General features: G+C 45.3%; 24 protein-coding genes. 20 read left to right on the forward strand and 4 right to left on the reverse strand.

Annotated features, from left to right (window positions below):
* Window positions 1-56: 56 nt before the first annotated feature.
* From L2730_RS21060 to L2730_RS21085, 6 genes are all read left to right on the forward strand, one after another.
* Window positions 57-1,043 carry a flagellar motor switch protein FliG gene (locus L2730_RS21060; RefSeq protein WP_248976411.1) on the forward strand — a complete coding sequence of 329 codons (987 nt, stop codon included), beginning with the start codon at window positions 57-59 and terminating at the stop codon, window positions 1,041-1,043.
* Window positions 1,043-1,798, forward strand: a complete 756-nt coding sequence (gene fliH / locus L2730_RS21065; protein ID WP_248976381.1) for a flagellar assembly protein FliH — start codon at window positions 1,043-1,045, stop codon at window positions 1,796-1,798. The genes L2730_RS21060 and fliH overlap by 1 nt, the downstream gene beginning before the upstream one ends.
* On the forward strand, window positions 1,761-3,128 hold the full coding sequence (locus tag L2730_RS21070) for a FliI/YscN family ATPase (RefSeq protein ID WP_248976382.1): 1,368 nt from the start codon (window positions 1,761-1,763) through the stop codon (window positions 3,126-3,128). Before fliH ends, L2730_RS21070 begins: the two co-directional genes overlap by 38 nt.
* Complete coding sequence (locus L2730_RS21075; RefSeq protein WP_248976383.1) at window positions 3,125-3,538, forward strand: hypothetical protein; 414 nt, start codon at window positions 3,125-3,127, stop codon at window positions 3,536-3,538. The genes L2730_RS21070 and L2730_RS21075 overlap by 4 nt, the downstream gene beginning before the upstream one ends.
* A 1,062-nt stretch (window positions 3,539-4,600) precedes the next feature.
* Window positions 4,601-5,026 (forward strand): hypothetical protein, encoded by a 426-nt coding sequence (locus L2730_RS21080; RefSeq protein WP_248976384.1) that lies wholly within the window; start codon window positions 4,601-4,603, stop codon window positions 5,024-5,026.
* Between the two features lie 116 nt (window positions 5,027-5,142).
* Window positions 5,143-6,237 (forward strand): hypothetical protein, encoded by a 1,095-nt coding sequence (locus L2730_RS21085; RefSeq protein ID WP_248976385.1) that lies wholly within the window; start codon window positions 5,143-5,145, stop codon window positions 6,235-6,237.
* A 401-nt stretch (window positions 6,238-6,638) separates the two neighbouring features.
* Here the strand turns inward: L2730_RS21085 and L2730_RS21090 are convergent, their stop codons facing one another.
* The 3 genes from L2730_RS21090 to flgA form a co-directional block, all read right to left on the reverse strand.
* Window positions 6,639-7,097, reverse strand: a complete 459-nt coding sequence (locus L2730_RS21090; RefSeq protein ID WP_248976386.1) for a flagellar protein FlgN — start codon at window positions 7,095-7,097, stop codon at window positions 6,639-6,641.
* Complete coding sequence (gene flgM / locus L2730_RS21095; protein WP_248976387.1) at window positions 7,090-7,371, reverse strand: flagellar biosynthesis anti-sigma factor FlgM; 282 nt, start codon at window positions 7,369-7,371, stop codon at window positions 7,090-7,092. The genes L2730_RS21090 and flgM overlap by 8 nt, the downstream gene beginning before the upstream one ends.
* A gap of 136 nt (window positions 7,372-7,507) precedes the next feature.
* Window positions 7,508-8,254: a flagellar basal body P-ring formation chaperone FlgA gene (gene flgA / locus L2730_RS21100; RefSeq protein WP_248976388.1), complete on the reverse strand. Its 747-nt coding sequence runs from the start codon at window positions 8,252-8,254 to the stop codon at window positions 7,508-7,510.
* A gap of 84 nt (window positions 8,255-8,338) precedes the next feature.
* Here flgA and L2730_RS21105 point away from each other — a divergent pair, with 84 nt between their 5' ends.
* The 13 genes from L2730_RS21105 (at window position 8,339) to L2730_RS21165 (ending at window position 18,807) form a co-directional block, all read left to right on the forward strand.
* The gene (locus tag L2730_RS21105; protein ID WP_220739860.1) at window positions 8,339-8,689 is read left to right on the forward strand and encodes a flagellar basal body rod protein FlgB; all 351 of its coding nucleotides are present in this window, start codon (window positions 8,339-8,341) and stop codon (window positions 8,687-8,689) included.
* Window positions 8,690-8,697: 8 nt separating this feature from the next.
* Complete coding sequence (flgC, locus tag L2730_RS21110; RefSeq protein WP_248976389.1) at window positions 8,698-9,117, forward strand: flagellar basal body rod protein FlgC; 420 nt, start codon at window positions 8,698-8,700, stop codon at window positions 9,115-9,117.
* Window positions 9,117-9,782: a flagellar hook capping FlgD N-terminal domain-containing protein gene (locus L2730_RS21115; RefSeq protein ID WP_248976390.1), complete on the forward strand. Its 666-nt coding sequence runs from the start codon at window positions 9,117-9,119 to the stop codon at window positions 9,780-9,782. The genes flgC and L2730_RS21115 overlap by 1 nt, the downstream gene beginning before the upstream one ends.
* Before the next feature lie 22 nt (window positions 9,783-9,804).
* Window positions 9,805-11,013 (forward strand): flagellar hook protein FlgE, encoded by a 1,209-nt coding sequence (flgE, locus tag L2730_RS21120; protein ID WP_248976391.1) that lies wholly within the window; start codon window positions 9,805-9,807, stop codon window positions 11,011-11,013.
* Window positions 11,014-11,022: 9 nt separating this feature from the next.
* A complete protein-coding gene (locus L2730_RS21125; RefSeq protein WP_220739868.1) occupies window positions 11,023-11,757 on the forward strand; it encodes a flagellar basal body rod protein FlgF in 735 nt (244 codons plus the stop codon).
* A gap of 23 nt (window positions 11,758-11,780) precedes the next feature.
* On the forward strand, window positions 11,781-12,566 hold the full coding sequence (gene flgG, locus L2730_RS21130; RefSeq protein ID WP_220739870.1) for a flagellar basal-body rod protein FlgG: 786 nt from the start codon (window positions 11,781-11,783) through the stop codon (window positions 12,564-12,566).
* 64 nt (window positions 12,567-12,630) lie between these two features.
* Window positions 12,631-13,305, forward strand: coding sequence for a flagellar basal body L-ring protein FlgH (gene flgH / locus L2730_RS21135; protein WP_248976392.1), 675 nt, complete (start codon window positions 12,631-12,633; stop codon window positions 13,303-13,305).
* A 36-nt stretch (window positions 13,306-13,341) separates the two neighbouring features.
* Complete coding sequence (locus tag L2730_RS21140) at window positions 13,342-13,839, forward strand: flagellar basal body L-ring protein FlgH (protein ID WP_248976393.1); 498 nt, start codon at window positions 13,342-13,344, stop codon at window positions 13,837-13,839.
* A 37-nt stretch (window positions 13,840-13,876) separates the two neighbouring features.
* The gene (locus L2730_RS21145) at window positions 13,877-15,007 is read left to right on the forward strand and encodes a flagellar basal body P-ring protein FlgI (protein ID WP_248976394.1); all 1,131 of its coding nucleotides are present in this window, start codon (window positions 13,877-13,879) and stop codon (window positions 15,005-15,007) included.
* Window positions 15,007-15,420 carry a rod-binding protein gene (locus L2730_RS21150; RefSeq protein ID WP_248976395.1) on the forward strand — a complete coding sequence of 138 codons (414 nt, stop codon included), beginning with the start codon at window positions 15,007-15,009 and terminating at the stop codon, window positions 15,418-15,420. Before L2730_RS21145 ends, L2730_RS21150 begins: the two co-directional genes overlap by 1 nt.
* A 49-nt stretch (window positions 15,421-15,469) precedes the next feature.
* The gene (gene flgK, locus L2730_RS21155) at window positions 15,470-16,843 is read left to right on the forward strand and encodes a flagellar hook-associated protein FlgK (protein ID WP_248976396.1); all 1,374 of its coding nucleotides are present in this window, start codon (window positions 15,470-15,472) and stop codon (window positions 16,841-16,843) included.
* A 9-nt stretch (window positions 16,844-16,852) separates the two neighbouring features.
* On the forward strand, window positions 16,853-17,770 hold the full coding sequence (gene flgL, locus L2730_RS21160; RefSeq protein WP_248976397.1) for a flagellar hook-associated protein FlgL: 918 nt from the start codon (window positions 16,853-16,855) through the stop codon (window positions 17,768-17,770).
* A gap of 17 nt (window positions 17,771-17,787) precedes the next feature.
* The gene (locus tag L2730_RS21165) at window positions 17,788-18,807 is read left to right on the forward strand and encodes a hypothetical protein (protein WP_248976398.1); all 1,020 of its coding nucleotides are present in this window, start codon (window positions 17,788-17,790) and stop codon (window positions 18,805-18,807) included.
* 34 nt (window positions 18,808-18,841) lie between these two features.
* Here L2730_RS21165 and fliB read toward each other — a convergent pair whose 3' ends face one another.
* Window positions 18,842-20,017 carry a flagellin lysine-N-methylase gene (fliB, locus tag L2730_RS21170; RefSeq protein ID WP_248976399.1) on the reverse strand — a complete coding sequence of 392 codons (1,176 nt, stop codon included), beginning with the start codon at window positions 20,015-20,017 and terminating at the stop codon, window positions 18,842-18,844.
* A gap of 241 nt (window positions 20,018-20,258) precedes the next feature.
* Between fliB and L2730_RS21175 the strand changes: the two genes are divergently transcribed.
* Window positions 20,259-21,065 carry a flagellin N-terminal helical domain-containing protein gene (locus tag L2730_RS21175; RefSeq protein WP_220739885.1) on the forward strand — a complete coding sequence of 269 codons (807 nt, stop codon included), beginning with the start codon at window positions 20,259-20,261 and terminating at the stop codon, window positions 21,063-21,065.
* The last annotated feature ends 56 nt before the right edge of the window (window positions 21,066-21,121 follow it).

A 21,121-nucleotide genomic window follows, 5' to 3' on the forward strand; every position in this document is an offset into this window, starting at 1 on the left:
TTTAGCTTTGAATATAGGTAGCCCGAACTGTGAATAATAGCGACCCCGTAATCAAGATGGATAACCTAGATCAAGCTGCCATGTTACTGCTTAGCATGGGAGAAAAAGGTGCCGCCCATGTTATGGCGCACTTAGATCGCAATGACGTACAACACCTGAGCCACAAGATGGCTCGCCTCTCTAGCATCACTCAGCATGAGGCAGAAGCTGTATTAGGGCGTTTTTTCAAACGCTATCAGGAGCAGTCAGGCATCGCTCGCGCATCACGCTCTTACTTACAGAAAACCCTCGACTTAGCATTAGGCGACCGGGTAGCAAAGAGTCTTATCGACAGCATTTATGGCGACGAGATTAAAACTTTAGTTAAACGGTTAGAGTGGGTAGATCCTCAACTACTCGCCCATGAAATCTCTAATGAGCACAGCCAATTGCAAGCAGTACTATTAGGGCTACTACCAGCAGAAAGCGCTGCGCAGGTGCTACAAGGTTTACCGGAAGCCGGTCAAGATGAAGTACTCGTGCGTATTGCTCAGCTAGGGGATCTCGATCGAGAGGTCGTTGATGAACTGCGCCAACTCGTCGAGCGCTGCATGTTGATGGCAATGGAGAAGAGCCACACGCAAGTCAGCGGTATTCGCCAAGTGGCTGACATTCTCAACCGTTTCGATGGTGATAGAGAGCAGCTGATGGAGATGATAAAACTGCATGATAAACAGCTCGCTAATAACGTCGCCGATAATATGTTCGACTTCATTATTCTTGGTCGACAAAAAGCAGAGACACTACAAGAGATCATGGCTGCCGTACCTGCTGACGTGCTTGCTCTAGCGCTTAAAGGAATTGATGCTGAACTTAAATCAGCACTACTGGAAGCCCTGCCTAAACGTATGTCTTCGGCAATCGAAACCCAGATAGAAGCGATTGGTACAATTCCATTAAGCCAAGCAATTGCTGCTCGCAAAGAGATAATGGAAATTGCCAAACAGATGATGGATGAAGGCGATATCGAGCTACAATTATTTGAAGAACAGGTGGTTGATTAATGACTAGTGCTATCGGAAAACAGCTACCACACTGGAGACTGACTGGCGATCATGCTCGCAAGCATCGTTTCTCGCCGCTAGTCACCCCTGAAAATAGCCAAGAGCAAAGTGAAGGTAGCTGGCAGGACTTTCAGCAAGCCTTTGATAAGGGTTATGACGAAGGGGTGCAAAAGGGTCACCAAGCTGGCTTTGAGTCTGGCACCGAAGAGGGGCACCAATCTGGTTACGCCGCAGGCTTTAATCAAGGTCGAATTGAGGGTCAGCAAAAAGGCAAAGACAGCATAGATGCCGACCTCAATAATATGATCGCCCCACTAGGCGCGCTTAAGTCACTGCTTGAAGAGGGCCATGCCCAGCAAGTCAGCCAGCAACAGTCGTTGATTTTAGAACTGGTAAAACGCGTGTCACTGCAAGTCATCCGCTGTGAATTAACCTTGCAACCGCAGCAGATCCTCGGGTTAGTCGAAGAGACATTAGCCGCTTTGCCAGATGATCCCACCGAAGTGAAAATCCATTTAGAACCGAGTGCCGTCAACAAACTCCGAGAGTTAGCTGCCGATAAGATCCAAGATTGGAGCTTAGTGGCTGATGCCAGCATTAGTGCCGGTGGTTGCCGCATTGTGAGTGACACTTCAGATGCAGATGCCTCTGTTGAAACCCGACTCAACACCTGCATGGCACAAGTAGAAGAACATCTGCAACAAACTGTCGCTGACAATGTCACCCCCACTGAGGCTCAGGTTGAAACTGCATAGTAATATTCTTGACTGGCCTAGCGTTCCAGTCGCACAGGTTTATGGTCGCTTAACGCGAGTAAATGGCCTGCTGCTCGAAGCAGTAGGTTGCCAACTAGGTACCGGCGATCGCTGTTATATCGAATGTCGAGACAACCACAGAGTTGAAGCTGAAGTCGTCGGCTTTTACAAAGATACTCTGTGCTTAATGCCAATCGAACCGACACATAGCCTGATGCCAGGGGCACGTGTGATGCCAATTGAAGGGCGCTACCAAATCCCTTCAGGCCAAGGTTTACTCGGTAGAGTGCTAAATGGCCTTGGCCAACCACTAGATGATCTCGGCTGTATCAAGCATATGCCCCATGTGCCGCTGCAATTTAAAACCACCAATCCCTTATTACGTAAACCAATCAAAGAACCACTCGATGTGGGCATTAGAGCCATCAATGCACTGCTCCCGGTTGGCCGCGGACAACGCCTTGGACTTTTTGCAGGTTCAGGAGTCGGTAAAAGTGTCCTACTAGGCATGATGACCCGCTTCACCGAAGCAGATGTCGTGGTTGTAGGTTTGATTGGTGAACGTGGCAGAGAAGTTCGCGAGTTTATCGACGATTCTCTCGGAGAAGAGGGACGTAAACGTGCGGTTGTGGTTGCCGCCCCTGCCGATACCACACCACTGATGCGTATGCGCGCGATGCGCTTATGTCATCAAATTGCTGCAGCCTATCGCGATCAAGGCAAACAGGTACTGTTACTGGTCGATTCATTGACTCGCTACGCCCAAGCTCAACGAGAAATAGCCTTAAGTTTAGGTGAGCCGCCCGCCACCAAAGGCTATCCGCCTTCGGCGTTCGCCCAACTGCCAAGCTTGGTCGAGATGGCAGGCAACAGCCAACACCCTACAGGAACCCTAACCGCGTTCTATACCGTACTCACCGAGGGTGATGATCAACAAGACCCTATTGCCGATTCAGCGAGAGCGATCTTAGATGGTCATATCGTTTTAAGCCGAAAACTGGCCGAACAAGGTCACTTTCCAGCGATAGATATTGCCGCCTCGGTAAGTCGACTAGCAACCCAAGTTGCAAGTGAAGAAACACTACATCAAGGACAGTGGTTTAGGCACATTAATAGCCGCTATAACGAGATCCGAGATCTTCTGCCGCTAGGTGGCTATCAAGCCGGCCATGATCCAGAAATGGATCTGTCGGTCAGTGCTTATCCACACATGGCCACCTTCTTAAAGCAATCAATTTCAGTTGCAGCCGACCATGCACACAGTATCGATGCACTCGCTCAGCTAGTGAATAGCATGGGATATACCCCAGCCAATATGGATCCGTCATGAAACAGTTATTAAGGCTTTGCCAACAAGAGGAGAAAAAGCTGGGTCAGTTAGGTCAACAGCGCAGTGAAACCCAATGCCGAATCGACTCCGTGTCGCAACAAAAACAGCTATTAAGCCAGATGGTAAAAGAGTATACCGAGCTAAGTTGCAACGCACTGTCACCAATAACGCTGCAAAATAGCGCCCAGATGATAGAAACGATTGCACCAATGCAAAAGCAGCTGACTCGTAAGCAGTTATTATTGCAGCAGGAACATCAAAGAATGGATAGCTTGTGGCGTCAGCAACTTGGTCGCCAGCAAGGAATAAAGTGGCTATATCAAGAACGAATACAACAACAGCAAGCCCAGCAGGAAAGGTTAGAACAAAAGCAGCAAGACGATCTCGCCAGTCGTTATGCCCTATCGTGATTGATCTTTATGAGGTCTAACCGTTTATTCTAATTTCGGGTTGCTTTAAAACGTGTTTACCTTTGGATAAAGGTGTATTTAATCACCAGCAGTGGCTGCTGAACAGGGTATCCGAATGTCGTGAATACATGGTCGATGATATTCCCGACATCATTATGACATTTCCCATATCCCTATGGGTCAAATGTGTAGCAATGACCGCATGTGCAGACACTGCCGTGACACGCTATAAATACATCCCTGTAAGCGCGGCCATGACATCCCTGTCATAGACGGTCACGGCCGTGGCTACACAGGTTAACTAGTGATTCAGTTTAGACCCTTTCGGTTTGATGCTTAACGCGGAAATGTCCAAAACGAGTTAGTTATTAGGTATATCAAGCTTCGCTTTCATTTCTAGAAAAGAAAAGTCGTGGCGCTTCGCCCACACCCGAGCCAAGGGGCAAAGCGCTTGCGCCCCTTAGCAATCCCTCAGCGCCCCAGACGAAGTTGTCTCCCTCGCACTTATTCGAAATAGCCTAACACTTCCGATGGGACATCCTGTCCCGCGAAAGCTATGCCCACATCCCTGTGGGCATTACGCCTATTTCTTCAACGTACTTCGGCAACTCCGATGGGGGATAGGTGTTTTCTGTTAGTTTTGTAACTCAATTTTGCCCCAAAGTTAGCTAACTTTAGGTTAAACGTGGATTACGTATTCTCATGTAGGTTGAAATGAAGCTGAATATTTATACAGGTATAACTAAAAGTGACTAAAAAGACCCATTATCGCGCAAATAAAGATGCCAAAAACTGTCCTGCTAGGCATCGATAATTTTTTAACATTTCACAAAACCTATAAAAAATCAAACTGATGGAAATTATAAAAAAGTGATACACGGACCCATTGAACACCCTAGGCTCTCTTTCTCCTCACTCAACAAGGCAGTTTATGTAGCTTGAACTTAGAAATTATCTATTTACAGCAATGCCTTAGCAGTGATAGCTTGTTAAAAAATTAACGAGTTGCTAAGAACGTTATCGAGCGACTAATGAATAAGCTGTTATATTTATGGAGTATTAATGTCAGGATTTCGCGAAAAATACACACCAGTGTTTTATAAATTAGTTGCAAACATCATGCTGTGGGTTATTTTTATGGTTGTTTTTCTTGGTTTGTATATTTTCAAGCATAACTTATCACCATCTGAAAATATCCCCGCTAATGAAGTTTATGGTTTAATAAACTGGACTACTTTTTGGGTTTTAGTTATTTCCTCATTTATATTGTTTACTATCTTTTCCTTTGCGACTCACAAAAGTGATAAAACTGATGAAGTCGAGCGTGGTAAAAAGTTTATGGATATTGCATTAGCTGAATGTTCTGGAGTTTTATTTAATTTCGGTTCTTTAGTCGCGGCAGTTACTATATTTACTAACAATTGGTTGTATTTGTTTGTTACAGCAATTACTTATTTTATAGGTGTATTTCTTCACCCTAAAAAATAAATATAACAAATCATTAAAGCAGGACAAAAAACAGTTGGTTTTTGCGCGTGCCTCGCTATTTTAACCAACTGTTTTTTGCTTCTTAATGAGGCGTTAGCTTTCAAGGATGAACCATCATGCAGTGCAGTCATAAATCTGTTAGAAAACAGTTATTCATTTTAATTGCTTTTATGATTGGCATGTTTTCGTTATCTGCAAACGAACTGCCTTTACAGAAAGAAAGTATTTCTCGAATCGAATACCCACCAGAAATTCAATATATTAGTGCTCTAATTCAAAGTAAAGATACAAGTACTCTAGTCTATGAATCTTGGAAAGGATTTGAAATGAATGAAGGAGATTTGCACTATTCAGAGTTAAACGTATTAAACGAAAAGATTCAATTTGATACCGCTAAAGTTGTTTTACCCAATAAAAACACATTGATTCGATCTTCTATAAGTCACGTAATAATAGATGGAGTTGATTGGCTATATTTTATTGAATCAAATGGATTTAAATCTGAAGCTATTGCTTATAGAGCAAAATTTAAAGATTCTGCTCTCGTAGAACAAGAAAAAATATCATTAGAAGTACCTTTATCATTATCAAGTAATGCTCGATGGTCTGTAATGAAGAATAACAGTGTTGCTCTTGTTTATACCGATAAAAAATGTTGTAAATTGTATTTTTCAATCAGTAAAGATGGTGTTAAATTTGAAACACCGAGATATATCGGAAATGCTGGCTTTATGCCTCACCTTTCATCTTTCTCTGATGGAAAGCTACTTTATCTCTTTCAAAAATCGTTCCGTTCAAGTAAAGAAAAACCCAACGGAAAGCCTATTTATATCACCAAATCACACTTTAGAGTCTCGAATAACTATGGTCAAACATGGAGTGAATATACTCCTATTACCCTAACGGATGATACTGTTCATGATGCCAAAGCTATTTTAAGGCTTGATGGTAATATTGATATTTATTATGTTTACCCTATTCAGGAAGGAAAAGGTTTGTCCTTATGGCGTAAATGTATAAATACTAATGGTGGGTTAGGTAATGAAGAGTTAGTTGTTCAACATGACTTTGGTAATATAGCTAAGCCTTCTATTCATCGCTTAGAAAATGGCAAAATGTTAGTCACTTTCGTTGAACAAGGAAAAGTTGTATTAGAAGGTGATCACAATATCCACGGCGCAATAATATCAGCTGATTCAGAGTGTATTTGAATAGAAAGCTAACAAGAAATTAAACAAGGACAAAAAACAGTTGGCTTTTTGTTCACCCCGTTCACCTATTTTAGCCAACCATTATTTGCCTCTTAACGAGGCGTTACCGCATATCCGTTTGCCATACTTTCCCTAAAGAAACTCAACACCCCAAGCGCTTTAACTCTAACAAGGTTTTGTCCAATAACGAGTTGGGATCTAATACTAGCTACTCACTTCCTTTGAGCTGTGCAAGCTTCTAAATCATGGATGATTTAGTAGAGCCTATAGGGATATATTTACGGCGGCTTGCAAAAGCTCAAGGCAGGTGAAATGCATATGATTGCGATACATTTTTAAACTCTTGGTGATGACTCGATTTTGTCCAAAAAAAGTCAACAGGTATGCTGGCTCACGATAAACTAACGCTGTTCACCGTAGTCTACCGAAGGCTGCTCATCGCGTTGCAGTAGTTGATTAATCACCTCCTGCTGCGCAACCAATAACTTGCCATTGGCTTCATTCATCTGCTTGCTCTCTTTGACCAATGAAACCAAATTATTCCACAACATCGACACTTGCTCTGACAAAGGTTCTGGTAATCGCTCAATCAAAGAACGCATTCCACCAGCTGTCGCTTCAAAGCCTAAAGACTTGAGCATACTGCGGCGCTCGCCAGCTTTTATCATTAGGTTATGGCACAAACGAGACTGGTGCTCATTGTGGTGACTTAAGCCCTGATTATCTCGACTTTGCATCAGCTCTCGCTGACGTTTTAACAAACTTTTAAGTTGTTTATATCCATCAATATCTTGGCGGATCCCGCGTACGATACCTTGAATAGTTTCTCGCTTAGTACTCTTGCTGATCGGCTCAACCATGTTGCAGCACCATTGCGTCTACAACTTTATCAAGGTTGAGATCAAAGTTGCCGTCAATCAAACTTTGTCTTACTTCAGCGACCTTATTCATATCGACATCAGGTAGTTGCTCAAGCCGTGATTTAGCATGAGCAATAAGCTTACAGTCATCACTGACTGCCGCTGCTGCCTTTGCAACATCAGAACTTGGCTTTAAAGGCTGGACAGTGCCTCTATTGCTCTTGCTTGTGCCCATTTCAGTGCTCATTGCACTATTAATTTTGTTAATTTCCATTTGGCTCGCCTTCAAATACGCCCACTATAGGAAGTAAAGCGACTGAGCAAATGCAATTCTGAAGGGAAAACTGGAGTTTTTTTTAACCAAAGCGCAGATAGCTTGCGCTAAGGTAAAATGCGAGCATAAATGGCCATCAAAACAGGGTAGCGACCCGCCCTTTAGCGATAGGATAAGCGGAGATGACTTTGCCAGAACTCAAGTTACGCACTCGAATGGCTTCCCCCTCACCGCCCGCTTCTAGTGCCTCACCAGGCATATTGGCGTAGAAACCATTACTGCGCGCCTCGATAATAACCTTATCACCAATATTGACCCATTGAGGCTTGCCAAGTTGCTGGGCTTTTATAACACGATGACGGCGCAATTTACGCACCACTTGCTGCCCCACTATCTGGTCGATATCGGTAACCAAATCTCGATCTGAAACAGACAGTTTGACCAGCTGCCACTCAATATCGGAGGCCAAAATATGTTCGCCACGCTTAATCGCTCGCTTGGCAACAGGTAAGCGGGCGCTTACGTTAACCCCAGCCCGAACATAAAGACTCCATCTAGGTTGTTGACAGCTCACCTTGCGCTGCACATTGCCAAGCGGCACCGCACTCCCGCCTTCGATCACTAATGTTGTCTTACAGGATTTAAGCTTATTGGCGCCCGATGCCAGCTTAACGTTAACCTTGCTATTAACCTGCAACAGGCCCGCCTGTAGTTGCCAATCCTCTAGCTCATTAGTAAGGCGTTGGCTGAGTTGCTGCTCAATCTGTATCGGCGCAGTTATCGCCTCTTGCGCTGTAACATGCTGCGGAAGTAAACAGGAAAAGATGAGCAGGAAACAGGAAATGTAGGTTCCGTTCACTAACAATGAAAACAAGTAAGACATTGATAATCCTAAGCTAATACTGTTGGCACACTATTTGGATAGATAGGGGATAACTGAATTGTATTAACCATACTAGGAGTCGCAATGGCTATCAACCTCGAAGCCGCATTAGGCATTCATCCGCAAACATTAGATTTCAGGGTCGAGCGTAGCAAAATGCTAGCGGGCAACTTAGCCAATGCCGAAACTCCCGGTTATAAAGCACGAGACCTCGACTTTAAAGCGATGATGAGCCAGCTCAACGCTGGAATGCCTGCCAGTCGAGAATATCAAGAAAGCTATCGTATCCCATACCAAACCTCAGCGGATCAAAACACGGTAGAGCTAGGTAAAGAACAAGCACGGTATTCACAAAATGCCATGGATTATCAAACTAGCCTGACATTTCTCAATATGAAAATTTCAGGTCTACGCTCCGCTATCGAAGGTCAATAGGCAACATTATGTCATTTTCAGAGATTTATCAGATTGCCGGAGCCGGCATGAATGCACAAACCATTAGGCTCAACACCGTTGCCAGTAACTTGGCAAATGCAGGTGCGGCTGCAGAAAGCCCAGACCAAGCGTTTCGCGCACTTAAACCTGTGTTCTCAACTATCTATAAGCAAAAACAAGAGGGGCAAGTGGCTGGGGCTCACGTTGAAGTATCCGCGGTGGTCGAAACCGATGCACCATTGGATCTACGTTATGAACCCGATCATCCCTATGCTGATGAGCAAGGTTACGTCGCCTATTCAAACGTTAATACCGTTGAAGAGATGGCAGACATGATGGCTGCCAGCCGTTCATTTGAAACCAGTGTTGAAGTAATGAACCGCGCTCGCTCTATGCAGCAAGGTTTACTGCAGCTAGGAGCCAAATAATGAATGTTACTTCAGCCAGTAATGGCAGTGATATCGCCAACTCAGCAGATGTTATGAACTCTCCCGGCAATGATGCGGCGGCGATTAAAAATGAGTTCATGACTTTGATGATTGCGCAAATAAAAAACCAAGACCCAACCAATCCAATTGATGGCACTGAGTACGTGACACAACTCGCTCAATTCTCCCAAGTAGAGAGCTTAGAGCAGATGCGCGCTAACCAGTCTTCACAAATGGTGATGATGGAAAACCTTGGCATAGTGCAGTCAGCCAATCTTGTAGGCAAAAATGCCATGGTGCCAGCCTCTGAGTTCAGCATCGACGATACCCCGCTAGACGGCAAGGTGTACCTCGGCAGTGCGGTTGAAAACCTCAGCATTGATCTGGTCGATGAATTTGGCGATGTGGTGCATACCATTGAGCTTGGCTCGCAAGAAGCTGGTGATACTGCATTCACTATTGACCCTGCAGCCCACGGCCTTGCACCCGGTGATTACAGCGTTGTCGCCAATACAACTAACGGTGAAGATACCGCCACCGCAGACACCTTCATTAAAGCCGAAATTGAAAAAATACATTTTGTCAGCGCCTCTGGAATGATGATGGCAGAGCTTGGCAATGGTCTAGGCACGCTGTCAGTGCTTGAAATCTCTGAAGTCTCATAACTTGTTAGCAAAGGATTAATCGATGTCTTTCAATATTGCGTTAAGTGGCCTACAAGCGACCACACAAGATCTAAATACTATCAGTAATAACATTGCTAACTCTTCAACTGTCGGCTTTCGCAGCGGGCGCAGTGAGTTTTCAGCTATCTATAACGGCGGACAAGCTGGCGGCGTTAATGTGATGTCCACCAGCCAAAACTTCTCTATGGGTGGCAGCTTAACTTATACCGGTCGTCAGCTCGATATGGGGATCCAAGGGGACGGCTTCTTTGTACTTAGCAGCCAAGATGGTAATACCATGTATGCTCGTGCGGGGATGTTCAACCAAGATGCCGATGGTTTTGTGACCGACCCGGCGGGCAATCGTCTACAAGGCTATTCAGTAGGCGCAACAGGCAACTTGCAAACAGGTAATGTTACCGACTTACAAGTTGAAGCTGGCGCCCTTCCCGCTAAGGCAACCTCTACTATCGGGCTTATCTCAAATTTAGACGCGCGGGTTGATAGCATCGATACTGTGGCTAATCCATTCGATCCAGACAATGCCGCCACTTACCACTCATCAAGCACCGTTGCTGCCTATGACTCACTCGGCAATGAGCATGCGCTGACTCAGTACTATGTCAAAACTGCCGATAATACTTGGTCTGTTCACTACATGATGGACGACGTTGATGTGACTCCTGCAGGCGGACATCAGCTGACTTTTGACTCTGACGGTATGTTAACTGGTGGCGATTCACTAACACTCAACATCGCCGACCCAGCCATTATTGGTGGTGCATCCGCATTGAATTTAGCGCTGGGTTACGACAAGAGCACTCAATATGCCTCTGACTACAATAACTCAAGCTTGAGCCAGAATGGTTACACCTCAGGTGAACTCAACGGTATTCGTTTAGATGAAAGCGGTATGCTTTTTGGCACTTACACCAATGGTCAAGAGCAGCTGCAAGGCCAAGTAGTATTAGCTGACTTTAACAACCCCAACGGGCTTATTCCTGTGAGCAACAACGCATGGACTGCGACCAATGCTGCAGGCCAGCCAATCGTCGGCACACCAACAACCGGCACATTGGGTTCAGTCGCATCTGGTTACCTTGAAGGGTCAAATGTCGATACTACAGCTGAGATGGTGAGCTTGATGACTGCCCAACGCAACTATCAGTCAAACGCCAAAGTACTCGATGCAAACTCAACCATGCAACAAGCCTTGCTCAACGCAATCTAGGGATCATTCATGGACAGAATGCTATATACCGCAGCAACTGGCGCCGCCCGAGTGATGGAAGCACAAGCCATTCGCGCTAACAATTTAGCCAATGCTGACACCACTGGCTTTAAAGCGGATCTTGAACGCGTCAATGCCATGACCGTGGCAGCCACAGGCAACAGCCTGCAAACTCGCGTACTGGCTCAAACCCAAAGCAGCGGTTTTAGCCAGCAAAGCGGTGCACTCAATCCTACTGGCAGAACCTTAGATCTGGCGATTAATGACGCGGGCTTATTTTCAGTCATGACCGATGATGGCGAAGGCTACACCCGCTCTGGTGCGATAGTGCCCGATGCTAATGGTCAACTGACCTTAGATGGCCGCCCTGTTGCGGGTGTCGATGGTCCTATCGTACTACCGGAGTACCGCGAACTGTTTGTCGGTGACGATGGCAGACTAAGTATCGTTGCCGATGAAAACGGCATCATCGAAGAGGTGGGTCAGTTAAAGCTAGTCAACCCTGACATGGACATCATGACTAAAGGTCTCGACGGCCTGCTATACACCCAAGATCGCCAACCATTACCCGCCAACGATGAAGTGACAGTGAGTAGCGGATTTCTTGAAGCAAGCAACGTGCAAGCTGTAGGTGAACTCATCGCTGCGATGGATCTAAGTCGACAATTCGAAATCCAAGTCAAACTAATGAAAAGCGCCGAAAAACTTGCAGAAGCAGGCAACAGGCTACTTAGAGATGCCTAGCGCAAATATAAAGGATTAAACAGATGCAATCAGCACTATGGGTCAGCAAGACAGGTTTGACCGCCCAAGATACCAAAATGACCACCATAGCCAACAACTTGGCTAACGTTAACACTACAGGTTTTAAACGCGACCGTGTCGCATTTAACGATCTGTTTTATCAGGTACAGCGCCAACCAGGTGGGCAAGTTGATGAGCAAAATGAACTGCCTTCAGGCCTGCAACTAGGTACAGGTACACGAGTTGTCGGTACGCAAAAGGTATTTACCTCTGGCGACATGCTGACCACTAATCAACAGTTAGATCTTGCGATTGAGGGCCAAGGCTTTTTCCAAATTGAAGAGTCAAATGGCGATATCAGTTTCTCACGCGATGGGCAATTTTACCGTAATAGCGACGGGCTAATGGTGACCTCTCAAGGCTTACCGCTAGTACCAAATATTGAGATCCCAGAAGAAGCACTCACCATCACCATCGCTACCGACGGCATCGTTTCAGCACAGATGGCTGGCCAAGCGGATTCACAAGAGTTAGGGCAAATCACCTTAGTCAACTTTACGAACCCAGCAGGATTAGAAGCTCGCGGTAACAACTTATACCGCGAAACAGGTGCTTCAGGTGCAGCCATTGAAGGCGTTGCAGGCGACCAAGCACTCGGTCAAATTCGTCAAGGTGCCTTAGAGGGAGCCAACGTCAACGTGGTGGAAGAGATGGTGGAGATGATTTCAACGCAACGAGCCTACGAGATGAACGCCAAAGTGGTTTCGGCATCTGATGACATGCTCAAATTCCTAAACCAAGCCTTGTAATACTCGCTTAGGCAGATGGCTCAGATAGCGCTTAGCTTTATTAATTGACTCGAAAAGGATCACCATGCAACAACTACGGATAGGGTTTGGAATCGCAATGCTTGTGCTACTTTCAGGCTGTGTGGCGCACTTTCCTGAGCCAGATACCGCGCCAGGTAAACCTGAGTGGGCGCCACCTGAAATTGACTACAGCCTACCCGATGCTAAAGATGGTAGCGTTTATCGTCCAGGTTTTATGTTAACCCTGTTTAAAGATAAACGTGCTTTCCGCGAAGGCGATATTTTAACCGTTGCCCTGGATGAGAAAACCTATTCAAGTAAGCGTGCCGATACCAAAACCAATAAAGCCAGCGGACTGTCGATTGATGGTCAAGGTACCACGGGCAGCAATAGCGTTGCTGGTAGCGGCGAAGCCAACATGGGACGCACCTTTAATGGTACAGGTTCAAGTACTCAGCAAAACCAATTATCTGGTTCTATCACTGTTACCGTTGCTAAGGTGCTACCTAATGGTGCCCTGCTCATTCGCGGCGAAAAATGGCTACGACTCAACCAAGGTGACGAGTACTTACGCCTACTCGGTTTGATCCGTACCGATGATATTGGCAACGATAATACAATTTCATCCCAACGTATTGCCGACGCTCGCATTATCTATGGTGGCCAAGGGGCGATCTCTGACAGCAATCGCATGGGTTGGGCGTCACGCTATTTCAATAGCCCTTGGTTCCCATTATGAAGCATGATCTGAATCGCCAAAATCAGGGGATATAACATGAGTAGAAGTAACCACTTTTTAAACGACAAATTACTCACAGTGATGCCACATTTTTCACTGCAGAGTTTTACCAACTCATTGTTTCGAAAAAAACGTGCTATTCACGTCGGTGATAGTTTGATTGTCGCGTTAGATGAGAGTGTTAAGTCAAATAAGAAAGCGGCTGCGATGACTAAAGAAAATAGTGCAGAAGATTCCGACTTGATTCGTCAGCAAAACCTACTCACAGGATCAATAACTGTTAGAGTCGAACAAATCCTGCCTAGAGGCATTCTGCTCATACGCGGCGAGAAGTGGCTGCAGCCAGCTAAAGGGGACGAATATATACGCCTGCTAGGAACCGTCACCCAGGATAATATCAGTTACGGCAATACCATCTCATCGCAATGCATTACTGATGCAAGAATTATTTATAGCCACTCAAGTGCAACTGCAGAAGACTGCCGTCAGTATTGGACATCACGCTATTTTAGCAGCCATTGGCATCCACTATGAGTCAGGATATGAACAACCAAAATTCAAGGTACGTGAAATGAACAAAATCCCCTTATTCCTCTTTGGTTGCTTATTAGCTATCACGCCGCTTTTTAATGTTCAAGCAGCGGTCCAAAACCGTTACCTGATGGATATTGTCGATGTGCAAGGGATCCGTGAAAACCAACTAGTAGGTTACGGTTTGGTCGTGGGTCTAAATGGCACAGGTGATAGAACCCAAGTGAGATTTACGAGTCAGTCAATCGTCAATATGTTGAAACAGTTTGGGGTGCAAATCGATGACAAAATCGACCCTAAACTGAAAAACGTGGCAGCCGTAGCGGTACACGCCACGGTGCCAGCTCTCGCCAGCCCAGGGCAAACGCTCGATATCACCGTCTCCTCATTAGGTGATGCAAAGAGTCTGCGCGGCGGCACACTACTTATGACCCCGCTGCGCGCTGTTGACGGTGAGATCTATGCGGTGGCTCAAGGTAACTTAGTGGTCGGGGGCGTTTCAGCCCAAGGTCGTAACGGTACGTCGGTGACGATCAATGTCCCCACCGTCGGTAATATTCCTAATGGCGCACTATTGGAAGCATCAATGCACAGTAATTTTAACGAGACTGCGCAGATCGTCCTCAATCTTAGAGCGCCAAGCTTTAAAACGGCACGTAATATTGAGCGTGCCATCAACGACCTTTTTGGTCCTAGTGTTGCTGAAGCTGATAGCAGCGCCAAAGTCTTAGTACGTGCGCCAAACTCAAATAGAGAGCGAGTAACGTTCATGTCGATGCTTGAGGAACTGCAGATTGAACAAGGACGAAAAGCTCCTCGTGTTGTGTTCAATAGTCGCACAGGTACGGTAGTCATGGGTGGTGATGTGGTGGTACGAAAAGCCGCTGTTAGCCACGGTAATTTAACCGTCACCATCGTAGAGCAAGAGTTTGTTAGCCAGCCTAATGGCGCATTTTTGGGCCAAGCCCAAGGCGAAACCGTGGTGGTGTCAGATAGCCAAGTTGATATCGATACTGGTAGTGGGCATATGTTTGTTTGGCCTGAAGGCATTGCACTCAACGATATCGTCCGCGCAGTAAATAGTCTTGGTGCCTCTCCTATGGATTTGATGGCCATTCTCCAGGCACTTAATGAAGCCGGCGCCCTTGAAGCTGAATTGGTGGTGATCTAATGAAACTAGACAATAACCATAGTTACCTCAATCAACTTAGCGCCTCCGAGCTAATTCAAGCCAATGGCGAACACGGCGCACTTAAATTAGTAAGCCAACAGTTTGAAGCCCAGTTCCTGCAAACGGTACTGAAGCAGATGCGCTCAGCGTCAGATGTGATGGCAGATAAAGATAGTCCGCTCTCTTCACAGAACAATGGCATGTACCGTGATTGGCATGATGCCGAGCTTGCAGGGCGACTCAGCCAGATGCAAAGCACCGGTCTTGCGAGCGTAATGAGTAAACAATTGGAGGGCGCACTTAAGTCTCAGCCAGAGATGGTCGCTTCTAATAATCATACAACTGCAAATGCCAATACCACCGCAATGCAACCAGCACTTATTGTGCCGTTCATTCCCAAGGTAAAAGAGTAGTAACGCCAGCGGCAGCGATGCCGCTAATGACAAGATATAAGGACACAATATGAGCATGCTCAATATTGGTATGTCGGGACTCAACGCCAGTATGGCGGCCCTTAATGCCACCTCGAACAACGTTGCTAATGCCATGGTGCCTGGTTATTCGCGCCAGCAAGTCATGATGAGCTCTGTAGGTAACGGAGTTTACGGCAGTGGCTCTGGGGTGATGGTAGACGGCGTGCGTCGTATATCCGATCAATATGAAGTTGCCCAGTTGTGGAACACCACCAGCAACCTAGGATTTGCTAAAGTGCAATCCAGTTACTTTGGTCAAGTGGAACAAGTATTCGGCTCTGAAGGCAATAGTATCTCTGCCGGGTTAGACTTGTTATTTGCTTCGCTTAACTCTGCCATGGAGCAACCAAACGAAATTGCTTACCGTCAAGGTGTGCTCAATGAAGCAAGAGCCATCAGCCAAAGGTTTAACTCTATCAGTGAAGGCGTCAACTCTCAGATCACTCAGGTCGAAGGCCAGATTGGCGCTTCAGCCAAAGAGATTAATGCCCAACTAGAAAGCATCGCTAAATTCAATGCCGAAATCCAAGCGGCAAACGCCAATGGTAATGTGCCGTTAGCACTGCTAGATGCCCGTGATGCTGCGATTGATGACCTCTCTGAGATTGTCGATGTAAAAGTCGTTGAAGGGTCTAATGGACTGGTGAACATCTCGTTGGCACAGGGTCAACCTTTACTTGCAGGAACAACAGCATCAAAAATTCAAGTATCACCCGATCCCGCTAATCCGCAATTTAGCCAGATTAGTATCCAGTTCGGTCAATCTAACTTTCCTCTCGATGAAAAAGCCGGTGGCAGCTTAGGAGCGTTAGTTGATTACCGCGATAACAGCCTAGTTGATTCAATGGCTTTTATCGACGAGCTTGCCAAAACCATCGCAGATGAATTCAATGCGGTACTTGCTGGCGGAACGGATCTGAATGGCAATCCACCCACTCAAGAGCTATTTAGTTATGACCCCAATAACCCTGCGGGTAGCATAAAGATCACCAACGGCTTTAATGCTGATATGTTGGCATTTGGTCAAGATGGCACTCCTGGAGACAACAGTAACCTTAAAGAACTGGTGGAATTAGCAAGTGCTAACTTTACCTTTAACTCTCTTGGCGTTGATACCACCATGGGAGATGCCTTCGCCAGTAAAGTGGGCGAATTAGGTTCTGCTTCTCGCCAAGCGCAAATGGCAGAAGACACAGCCGTCAAACTGCAAATGGAAGCACAATCACAATGGGCAAGTACTAGTGGGGTAAACATGGATGAAGAGGGAACGAACCTCATTATCTATCAACAATCCTATCAGGCAAACGCTAAGGTCATTTCGACTGCAGATCAGCTTTTCCAGACCATTTTAAACAGTATCTAAGGATCTCTTATGCGCGTAAGTATGCTCAACCTTTACAGCAATAACTTGCAAAGCTTACAAAACTCAACGGCTGACATCTCTAAGCTAAACCAGATGATGGCGACGGGTAAGTCGATACTGCGTCCCTCCGATGATCCAATTGGATCAGTTAAGGTTATTGGCGGTCAGCGTGATTTAGCGGCAACTAATCAGTACATTAAAAATACTGAGTCACTGAGCACCAGTTTCAGCCGCGCCGAGACTTACATGTCGAGTATGGTTGAACTGCAATCTCGTATGCGAGAAATTACCGTGGCAGCAAATAATGGCAGCCTGTCGCCAGAAGATAGAGCAGCCTATGCCGCTGAGATGACCGAGTTGTTAGAAGCATTTACTGACACTGTGAATGCTAAAGATGAAGGCGGTAACTACCTTTTCTCAGGCAATCTCACCGACACAGCCCCTATTAGCCAAGACGCCAGTGGCAATTACGTTTATCAAGGTGATAATAACCATCGCGAAGTGCAAACTTCTGGCTCCTCTTGGATGACAGCTAATGTCACGGCATCGGAGTTTATGTTTTCCAATGGTAGTACCGATATCCTTAACCAAACCAAAGACTTTATCGCTGTATTAAACGATCCAAGTTTAGCACCAGGTGACCCGGCCTTTAGCCAAGGTGCAACCGACATGCTAACCAGTTTAGATGATACACTCACCAGTATTAGCTCTGCGATAACTGACATTGGTGGTAAACAAAATACCATTAGTCTGATTCAAACCTCCCATGAAGAGCGGGTACTGTTTAATGAAGAGGTTATCGGCGAAACGGAAGGGCTAGATTACGCCCAGGCCACTGCAGAGTTTAATCTAAAGCTAACTGCACTTAAGGTCACCCAGCAAACATTCGTGCAGGTGACGCAACTATCACTGTTTAACCATATGTAACAAGGTACCGCTAACTAATGCTCCATGGGATTACTGACACATTAAATATCCAGCAGCGCAGCCAATCGGTTGCGCCAGCCATGGGTGCCCAACAAGTACCTAATGAGCAACAGGTCGCAAATACTGCAGCAATTCCAACTCATCGACTTGAAAGTTATAGCAAGTGGGCAAAAGTTACTCAAGGGCAGCATAAAATCAGCGCCTCTCAGGTTGCAGAACAAGGATTACAACAGGTAAAAGCGCTGCTTAAGCAACTGCATAACCAGGTAAAGCAATCCCTTAGCAAGCAACAGAGTGTTCAGCAGCAAGCAAGAACAAAGCAGTTGCAGAGCCAGCTTGCTCAGCTTGATATCAGCTACCAAAATAAACCCTTGGTTGATCATCAACTCAACCTTATTTCCGCAGCAAGACCGGCAGCTAAACATAACTTCAGTTTAAAATCTGTCGACTTAAGTGTTGCCAAATTGCGTGATGAATACATTACCATTCAACTGGGCAGCGACAGTTCTAGGGTGTTGTTACCCGCCAATGAAAATGCCAACAATTTAGTGCAACACCTTAACAGTGCGCTAAAACCTTTGGACATACAAGCCGCTGTAGATAGAAATGGCAAGTTCATCTTCCAAGGCAGCAAGTCGCAATGGCAGCAGGTACAAGCTGGATTATTGATGACCGGGCAAGGACAACGCTTACCCGCTGGTGAGGCGAGAAGCATTAAAGTTAGTGAAGAACTCAATTGGCAAGATCCCAGAGAGTGGCGTTTTGGCAGCAACGAAGAGCTCAAACAAGCGATGGCAAAAATCGCTAAATCAATGCACAAAGTAGAATTGCAGTTACAGGAACTGGCTGAAAGTAAGCAAAAGATCCAGCAACAACTGCAACGCATCAATAGCCAAAAACCAACGTCTGCCGATCTAGAGACGACCATGACTCAGTTGACGAACTTAATGCAACCCTCGCCTTTTAATTTACAAGTCACCTCTTTAATGGCGCAAGCCAATATGACCCGCACCCAAGTATCTGCATTGCTAACATAAGAAAACGCCAGCAAGTCATCGCTGGCAGTTGTGGTTAATTCATCAAAGTTAAGATTGCTGGTAGCTCATCAAAGCCGCATTTATTGAGCAGATCAACCACATACTTACTGAAATTAGCTTTGTGTTGTCTACTCGTGTGGTAAACCTGAAAACACATAATAATGTCATGCTCAGTCAGGCCTTGTTTATCAGCAGCAATAGCCGCGAGATAGCTGCGCAACATAAAGTAATCAACCATCATCAACCTAAATGCTTCAGTCGGGCTTAACTTATCTACCTGCGGAAAGTTCATATGGTAAAAATAATAAAATAAGTATCGGTTGAAGAGATCTTGATGCTTCTCAAGCGCAGGCAAAGCATGTTGCTCCCAAGCATTATTAAGCTGCTTTACACTAAAGTTACCCTCTTCATCTACCACACGGCATACCGCTTGATTGATCACCTCAAACCTTGCTCGCCCCCGAACAGGCTTATTGGTATTTAGCCACAAATGGATTGAGGTAAAAGCATGCATTTTCTGCAATTCTGTATCTTGATTAAAACTGGCAACATGGTGCTTTAATTCGCCGCTATCGGCCAAAGTAAGCAACTGCTGAAACATCGTATCTATGCTGCTTGAATTTTGTATAAGCTGCTTAGCTGACTCAACTGTTTTCATTAGAATCCCAATTGCAGTCAAACTATGGCTAATCTCTAACTTTTCATTGAGCAGCAGTTGAATAGAGTAATCATGTGCTTTTTGAGCCCATAAAGGAGTAACCTCAAACTGGTTTTTATGGGATACCGTCATACGTTCAAAATGAAATGCATTCGGCTTCAATAGAATCAATCGAGCTGCTTCAGGGCAAGATAACGACAGGCTTTCATATCGATCACCATCCTTCATATGAGACATTCTTGGATAGGTCTTACAAGTGTGACTAAGCAGTGACTCACCTGCTTTGGCATGGATCTGACACAATTGTTTTTCGTCTAAAAAGCCACAAGCTCCCTCTTGGTTTAGCACCGCTTTTGCCCATGCGTCTTCACTTTTCTTAACTTTTTTTAACGCCTTTTGCGCTAGTACTTTTAACTCAGAATTAGCGAGGGTCTTCTTGTAACTTTGCTTATCAATATAGATATTCCAACCATAACAGCAGCTGTCTTCACACTCACTACCGATACAATTAAATTGAGTAACAAAACTGGGTCTAACAAGTGACTTTTCCATGATCAGCCTCTTTTCATTTCAAGATGCTATAAAAAGGCGACTCTGTATGGGTTTTTCTAAAGTAATTTAAGCGCAAATTTCAGCTAAAAGCATAAAAAAGCAAAAATAATTAACTCATATTTTCAACAGCTTAAATGAATACAGTTGAATAAATTTTATCTGAATTTTCAGTTTTGATTTTGGCGGTCGTTTTATCAATTGTGACACACAATAATTCTTCGAATGCCTAAAGGAATACACTATGTTATCAGTTCATACTAACTATGCTTCACTGGTTTCTCAAAACTCTGTAACTAAAAACAATGACTTACTAAGCAACGCTATGGAGCGTCTATCGACTGGTCTACGTATCAATAGTGCAGCTGATGATGCTGCTGGTCTTCAAATCGCAACTCGCCTAAATGCCAACGTAACAGGCATGGAAACGGCTAGCCGTAACGTCAACGATGCAACGTCAATGCTACAAACTGCTGATGGCGCACTCGATGAGTTATCAACAATCGCTAACCGTCAAAAAGAGCTTGCAACTCAAGCAGCTAACGGCGTGAACTCTGCTGAAGATTTGAAAGCAATTAACGCTGAATTCCAAGAGCTTACGAAAGAGATCACTCGTATTGTTGATAACACTGAATACTCAGGCAACAAACTGTTTGATACATTGAGTGCTGGTGTTGAATTCCAAATTGGTGCAGGCGCAACTGAACAACTTTCAGTTACTGTAGCCAAAGCAGACCTTGCAGGTGTAACTGATGATATTTCAGCTGCTGGTGCAGCTAAAGGTGCTATCGATAAGATTGATACCTTTATCGACAAAGTGGGCACACAGCGCTCTACACTAGGTGCAAACATCAACCGTCTAGGTCACACAGGTTCTAACCTTGCTAACGTGACTGAAAACACTAAAGCCGCTGCTGGCCGCATCATGGATGCTGATTTCGCTGTTGAATCTGCCAACATGACCAAAAACCAACTATTAGTGCAAGCAGGTACAAACATCCTGTCTTCTGCCAACCAAAACACTGGTTTGGTTATGGGTCTATTGGGCTAAATCTTCCTCCCTCCCAATTTTCTTCAAAGGGCCTTTTGGCCCTTTTTTTATTTGCC

Source organism: Shewanella kaireitica, assembly GCF_023284045.1.
In the GTDB taxonomy this organism is placed as follows: Bacteria; Pseudomonadota; Gammaproteobacteria; order Enterobacterales; family Shewanellaceae; genus Shewanella; species Shewanella kaireitica.

Coding starts and splice junctions, on each gene's coding strand:
- L2730_RS21125 (WP_220739868.1), top strand. CDS start 11,023: ATGGACAGAATGCTATATACCGCAGCAACTGGCGCCGCCCGAGTGATG.
- L2730_RS21175 (WP_220739885.1), top strand. CDS start 20,259: ATGTTATCAGTTCATACTAACTATGCTTCACTGGTTTCTCAAAACTCT.
- flgE (WP_248976391.1), top strand. CDS start 9,805: ATGTCTTTCAATATTGCGTTAAGTGGCCTACAAGCGACCACACAAGAT.
- L2730_RS21090 (WP_248976386.1), bottom strand. CDS start 7,097: ATGGTTGAGCCGATCAGCAAGAGTACTAAGCGAGAAACTATTCAAGGT.
- flgA (WP_248976388.1), bottom strand. CDS start 8,254: ATGTCTTACTTGTTTTCATTGTTAGTGAACGGAACCTACATTTCCTGT.
- flgC (WP_248976389.1), top strand. CDS start 8,698: ATGTCATTTTCAGAGATTTATCAGATTGCCGGAGCCGGCATGAATGCA.
- L2730_RS21145 (WP_248976394.1), top strand. CDS start 13,877: ATGAACAAAATCCCCTTATTCCTCTTTGGTTGCTTATTAGCTATCACG.
- L2730_RS21140 (WP_248976393.1), top strand. CDS start 13,342: ATGAGTAGAAGTAACCACTTTTTAAACGACAAATTACTCACAGTGATG.
- L2730_RS21075 (WP_248976383.1), top strand. CDS start 3,125: ATGAAACAGTTATTAAGGCTTTGCCAACAAGAGGAGAAAAAGCTGGGT.
- L2730_RS21080 (WP_248976384.1), top strand. CDS start 4,601: ATGTCAGGATTTCGCGAAAAATACACACCAGTGTTTTATAAATTAGTT.
- L2730_RS21105 (WP_220739860.1), top strand. CDS start 8,339: ATGGCTATCAACCTCGAAGCCGCATTAGGCATTCATCCGCAAACATTA.
- L2730_RS21115 (WP_248976390.1), top strand. CDS start 9,117: ATGAATGTTACTTCAGCCAGTAATGGCAGTGATATCGCCAACTCAGCA.
- L2730_RS21070 (WP_248976382.1), top strand. CDS start 1,761: ATGTCACCCCCACTGAGGCTCAGGTTGAAACTGCATAGTAATATTCTT.
- flgK (WP_248976396.1), top strand. CDS start 15,470: ATGAGCATGCTCAATATTGGTATGTCGGGACTCAACGCCAGTATGGCG.
- fliH (WP_248976381.1), top strand. CDS start 1,043: ATGACTAGTGCTATCGGAAAACAGCTACCACACTGGAGACTGACTGGC.
- flgM (WP_248976387.1), bottom strand. CDS start 7,371: ATGGAAATTAACAAAATTAATAGTGCAATGAGCACTGAAATGGGCACA.
- flgG (WP_220739870.1), top strand. CDS start 11,781: ATGCAATCAGCACTATGGGTCAGCAAGACAGGTTTGACCGCCCAAGAT.
- L2730_RS21060 (WP_248976411.1), top strand. CDS start 57: ATGGATAACCTAGATCAAGCTGCCATGTTACTGCTTAGCATGGGAGAA.
- L2730_RS21085 (WP_248976385.1), top strand. CDS start 5,143: ATGCAGTGCAGTCATAAATCTGTTAGAAAACAGTTATTCATTTTAATT.
- L2730_RS21165 (WP_248976398.1), top strand. CDS start 17,788: ATGCTCCATGGGATTACTGACACATTAAATATCCAGCAGCGCAGCCAA.
- flgH (WP_248976392.1), top strand. CDS start 12,631: ATGCAACAACTACGGATAGGGTTTGGAATCGCAATGCTTGTGCTACTT.
- L2730_RS21150 (WP_248976395.1), top strand. CDS start 15,007: ATGAAACTAGACAATAACCATAGTTACCTCAATCAACTTAGCGCCTCC.
- fliB (WP_248976399.1), bottom strand. CDS start 20,017: ATGGAAAAGTCACTTGTTAGACCCAGTTTTGTTACTCAATTTAATTGT.
- flgL (WP_248976397.1), top strand. CDS start 16,853: ATGCGCGTAAGTATGCTCAACCTTTACAGCAATAACTTGCAAAGCTTA.